This is a genomic window from Thioclava sp. UBA3469, assembly GCF_002378135.1.
Lineage (GTDB): Bacteria > Pseudomonadota > Alphaproteobacteria > Rhodobacterales > Rhodobacteraceae > Thioclava > Thioclava sediminum.
On sequence record NZ_DFRG01000264.1, the window covers coordinates 1 to 5385 of the forward strand.

Annotated in this window: 4 protein-coding genes; all 4 read left to right on the plus strand. The window is 65.2% G+C overall.

The annotated features are described in order from the left end of the window. On the plus strand, positions 1-1154 hold a 1154-nt coding region (locus tag B3D39_RS19235), incomplete at its 5' end, for a glycine--tRNA ligase subunit beta (protein WP_286789972.1). A 165-nt stretch (positions 1155-1319) separates the two neighbouring features. Next, positions 1320-3860: a putative PEP-binding protein gene (locus B3D39_RS19240; RefSeq protein ID WP_078541859.1), complete on the plus strand. Its 2541-nt coding sequence runs from the start codon at positions 1320-1322 to the stop codon at positions 3858-3860. Positions 3861-4116: 256 nt separating this feature from the next. Further along, entirely contained in the window at positions 4117-4797 is a 681-nt protein-coding gene (locus B3D39_RS19245; RefSeq protein ID WP_078541858.1) for a cell wall hydrolase, read from the plus strand. Between the two features lie 114 nt (positions 4798-4911). Then, on the plus strand, positions 4912-5385 hold a 474-nt coding region (locus B3D39_RS19250; RefSeq protein ID WP_286789973.1), incomplete at its 3' end, for a dihydroneopterin aldolase.

The window sequence follows — 5385 nt, forward strand, 5'->3', positions numbered from 1 at the left end:
CGCGCGAAATCGCGCCGCTGGTTGGCGCCAAGCCGGACCTCGCCGCCGAGGCCGCCCGCGTCGCCAAATCCGATCTGCGCTCGGAAATGGTCTATGAATTCCCCGAGCTACAGGGCGTGATGGGCCGCTACTACGCGCAGAAGGCGGGGCTGTCGGACGCCGTCGCCGATGCCTGCCGCGACCACTACGCGCCGCTGGGCCCGTCCGACGATGTGCCGTCCGAGCCTGTCTCGGTCGCCGTCGCGCTCGCCGACAAGATCGACACGCTGACCGGCTTCTGGGCGATCGACGAGAAGCCCACCGGCTCGAAAGACCCCTTCGCGCTGCGCAGGGCTGCGCTGGGGGTTATCCGGTTGGTGCTGGCGAATGGATTGCGGGTGAAGCTTCAGGGCATTTTGGCTGGCGGCCTCCAAGAAGTGGCTGAAGCGCTCAAAGCAATCGCGCAGGAAAAACTCAACTCGGAGCTGGCTAAAGCTGACTCCGCCTACGCGAAGTCTATGCAGACTGATATTGAGACCATTGAAGAGCTTATGATTGAGATCGACAACAATCTGCTCGAAGTGCAAATTGCGAGCGATGAGCTTGTTCCGCAAGTCGGCTCTGCCGATTTGCAAAAGCGCTCGCCTCTTCTAGACCTCATGTCCTTCTTCCACGACCGTCTCAAGGTCCACCTGCGCGACGCGGGTATCCGCCACGACGTGATCGACGCCGTGCTCGCCATGCCGGGCAGCGACGATCTCACCCTCGTCGTCAAACGGGCCGAGGCGCTGTCGGACTTCTTCAAGACCGATGATGGCGAGAACCTGATCCAGGGCTTCAAGCGCGCGAATAACATTCTCACGCAGGCCGAGGAAAAGGACGGGGTGGAATACAGCTTCGGCGCCGATCCGAAATTCGCGGAGACGGACGAGGAAAAAGCCCTCTTTGCCGCGCTCGATGCCGCCGAAGCCAAGATCGCCCCGGCGATGGCAGACGAAGATTTCGCCGCCGCGATGTCCGCGATGGCCGATCTGCGCGCGCCGATCGACGCCTTCTTCGAAGCGGTGCAGATCAATGCCGACAACCCGATCCTGCGGCGCAACCGTCTGAACCTGCTTTCGCGCATCCGGCAGATCTGTCTCGATGTGGCCGACCTCACCAAGATCGAAGGCTGATCCTTCCTCTTGGTGTAAATATCCCCGCCGGAGGCGCCCCCACGGCGCCTCCTGTCGCAAGGCCGAAACAGGGCGGGCCAGTGACGCCACGTCTTCTGTCCGAATGTCACACTTGCGAGGGCGGGGAATCAGCCTATCCTGCGTCGAGAGAGAAGGCGCGCTGCAATGCAGAAACCCGTTGAAAACGCTGATTTTGTGACCCTTACGCCCACGGCGTCGGTCGATAAGGCGCGTCACGGCTGGCGTGCGAAATGCCTTCAACGGCTGATCCGGCTCGACCTTCCCGTCCCGAAAACCGTCGCTCTGCCCGCCGAAACCGTGCGCGCGATCGCGTCGGGACAGGTTTTCGACATGGCCGCGATCGCGGATTGCTTCGGGCCGCAGATGCTGGTCTCGGTGCGGCCGAGCCCGGAAAATCCCGAATGGGGCGGGCCGGGCACGGTGCTCAATGTCGGCATGAATGACGACATGCATGCGGTGTTGTCGAACACGCATGGCAGCGAGGCCGCCGACGCGCTCTATCTGCGCTTCGTGCAGCTTTACTCGATCCATGTCGCGCGGCTCGATCCGGACATGTTCCAGCAGGAGCCGGGGCCGGGCGCGCTGGAAGCCGCGCTCGACGCCTATGAAGAGGAAACCGACGAGCGGTTCCCGCAATCGGGCGCCCAGCAGCTGGCCGAGGTGCTGCGTTCCATGGCGCGGGCCTGGGAGGGCACGACGGCGCGGCTGCTGCGTCAGGCCAAGGGCGCGCCGCCCGATGCGGTGCTGGGGCTTCTGGTGCAGGAGATGGCGCTGGGTATCGGGCCGGGCCTGTCGGGCTCGGGCACGATGCAATTCGTCGATAGCGTGACTGGCGCGCCGCAGATCACCGGGCGGTTCCGCGGCCAGAGCCAGGGCCGCACCAGCGCGGTCGAGACGCTTTATCTCACGCGCGATCCGCGCGGGGCCTCGCTCGAAGAGGCAGATGGCCGCGTCTTCGACACGCTGAAGGATTACGGCGCGCGCTGCCGGGTGAAGCTGCGTGAAGAGATGCAGATCGAGTTCACCATCGAAAGCGGCAAGGTCCATGTGATCGACGCGGTGCGGGTACCGCGCTCGTCGCGCGCCGCTGTCCGCATCGCGGTGGCCTTGGCCAATGACGACGTAATCTCGCGCGAGGATGCGCTGCTGCGGGTCGAGCCGCGCGCGATCACCGAACTTCTGCACTATCAGGTCGATCCGCGTGCGCCGCGCGACGTGCTGGCACGCGGGATCGCGGCCTCTCCGGGGGCGGCGACCGGCAAGATCGTGTTCTCTGCGGCGGCCGCGCAGGCCTCTGCGGCACGCGACGAGCCCTGTATCCTCGTGCGTCGCGAAACCTCTCCCGAGGATATCCGCGGGATGCATGCAGCCGTCGCCGTGCTGACCGAACGTGGGGGGATGACCTCCCACGCGGCGGTGATCGCGCGCGGTCTGGGCCTGCCCTGCATCGTCGGCGCCGAGATCGAGATCAACAGCCGCGAGCGCCAGTTCCGGGGCCCCAAGGGGCGGCTCTTCCGCGAGGGCGACACGATCACGCTCGACGGGACCAATGGCGAGGTGCTGGTGGGGACGGCGGAAATGCTCGCGCCTGCGCTCGATGACGGGTTCCGCACGCTTCTGAGCTGGGCCGATCTGGTGCGCGATATCGGCATCCGCGCCAATGCCGACACGCCGGAGGACGCGCGCACCGCGCTGATGTTCGAGGCCGACGGGATCGGGTTGTGCCGGACCGAGCATATGTTTTTCGACGAAGACCGCCTGACGGTGATGCGCGAGATGATCTTCGCCGACGGGCCGGAAGATCGCCGCGCCGCCCTCGACCGGCTGCTGCCGATGCAACGGGACGATTTCGGCGCGCTGTTCGAACTGATGAAGGGCGAGCCGGTCTGCATCCGTCTCTTCGACCCGCCGCTGCACGAATTCCTGCCACATGACCGCGAGGGGATGCGCGAACTGGCCGAGGCGCTGGACCGTCCGCTGTCGGAGGTCACGCGCCGGGTGGAGGCCCTGTCCGAGTTCAACCCGATGCTGGGGATGCGCGGCGTGCGCTTGGGCGTGACCGTGCCCGAGATCTACGACATGCAGGCCCGCGCGATCTTCGAGGCCACCGTGGAGGCGCTCCGTCGAGGCGCCGAGGTGGTGCCGGAGATCATGATCCCGCTCGTTTCCGCCTCGCGCGAGGTGGAGATCGTGAAAACTCGGGTCGATGCGGTCGCCGCCGCCGTGCGCACCGAGACCAAGGAAGATTTCACCTACCGCCTCGGCGTGATGGTGGAGACGCCCCGTGCGGCCCTGCGCGCCGGTGAGATCGCCGAACACGCGGCCTTCCTGTCCTTCGGGACCAATGACCTTACTCAGATGACCTACGGGCTCTCCCGCGACGATGCGGGGCGCTTCATGTCGACCTATGTGAACCAGCAGGTCTATAGCGAAGACCCGTTCCATATCCTCGACGTGGAAGGGGTAGGGGAGTTGCTGCTGATCGGGGCTGCGCGCGGACGCTCCGCCCGGCCCGATGTCACGATCTCGGTCTGCGGCGAACATGGCGGAAACCCCGAATCAATCGCCTTCTGCCGGGCTGCGGGATTCGATTATGTCTCCTGTTCGCCTTTCCGGGTGCCGGTCGCTCGTCTCGCCGCTGCCCATTTCGCACTCCTTGCGCCGCGTGGACGATCCTTTCCCTAGAGGTAAGGTCACAGAGGCGAAAATTTGGCCGTTTTTCTCAAATACCATTGGCAAATCTTCGCGCGTCGCGATATGCGATTCGACAGGGACATAGCACGCAAATCACCGTGCATTTTGGCAAGATTCCGCCGTGACTCCGTAGGGGGTCGCGCATTTTTTCGTGAAAACCTAGACATGGATAGCTCGCTCGGGTAAGCGATGCGCCGTCGCGGCTCAATGGGGGGTGCGCGGCGATTGACCTTATCGGAAGAATACCATGTCACTGCTGAAAAGCTGGACGGGGGGTGCTGCCATCCTCCTCGCCCTCGCCGGAGGCTTGCGTGCCGAAGTCACGGTAAGCCAGTCGAACGACCCCACTGAGGTCGCCGAACAAGGACTGATGTCGGTCCTGTGGACGGAGCGCTCCGCGATGAGCGCGATCGACAAACGACGCGTCACCGCGCTCACCATGGCGCCGGAACGCTCGAAAAAACACGCGACTCTGCCGGAAGTCCTTTCGGCCAAGTGGCTGGCCGCGCAACCCGCTGCCAAGGGTGGCGAGCAGTTCCAATGCCTCTCGCAGGCGCTTTACTTCGAAGCGCGTGGCGAAGGTGTGAAGGGCCAGCAGGCCGTCGCCGAGGTCATCCTGAACCGTGTCGACGATCCGCGCTTCCCCGGTTCGATCTGCGGCGTTGTCCATCAGGGCAATTCGCGCGCCTGCCAGTTCAGCTGGTATTGCGACGGTCGCTCCGACACCGTCCGCAACAAGGGCGCCTACGCCGAAGTCGCGAAAGTCGCCCGGGCGATGATCGATGGCGCGCCGCGCTCGCTGACCGATGGGGCGACCTACTTCCACACGCGCGCCGTGCGCCCGAGCTGGTCGCGCCGCTTCGCGAAAACCGCGTCGATCGGCCATCACATCTTCTACGCCAACCCGGTGCGCACCGCCTCGAACTGAGGCCGCGCTTTCAGGGGCCCGCGTCGCGGGCGGGCGATGAAATGACGGTTGAGGGTGGGCTTCGGTCCGCCCTTTTTCTATGCTCGACATGACTGAAAAATTCCCGAGGCGCGCATGAGTTCCGATATTTCCCTCGCCTTTTCGCATCCCGAAGCGCGGGCGGCGGCCTCTGCGCCGACCGACCCCCGGGATCGCATCTCGCTGCGCGACCATGTGGTGGAGGCCGATATCGGTGCCTTCCAGCAGGAGCGTGGCCACACACAGCGCCTGCAATTCAACGTGGTGGTGGAGGTGCGGCCCACGCCGGAGCCGCTCGAAGACGATGTGGATCGCATCCTCTCCTATGACCGGATCACCGAGGCGATCGCGGCGGAATTGGCCGAAGAGCGGGTGAACCTGCTGGAGACGCTCGCAGCCGGCGTGGCGGAACGTATCCTCGCCAGCCCGCAGGCGATGCGCGTCTTCGTGCGGATCGAAAAGCTCGACCGCGGCCCCGGTGCGCTTGGCGTCGAGATCGTGCGCTCCCGCGCCTCCGTGCCGGTGAAAAGCGTCGATGAGAGCGGGGTGGAGGAAACGCTGCACCCGGTC

Coding starts and splice junctions, on each gene's coding strand:
- B3D39_RS19245 (WP_078541858.1), top strand. CDS start 4,117: ATGTCACTGCTGAAAAGCTGGACGGGGGGTGCTGCCATCCTCCTCGCC.
- B3D39_RS19240 (WP_078541859.1), top strand. CDS start 1,320: ATGCAGAAACCCGTTGAAAACGCTGATTTTGTGACCCTTACGCCCACG.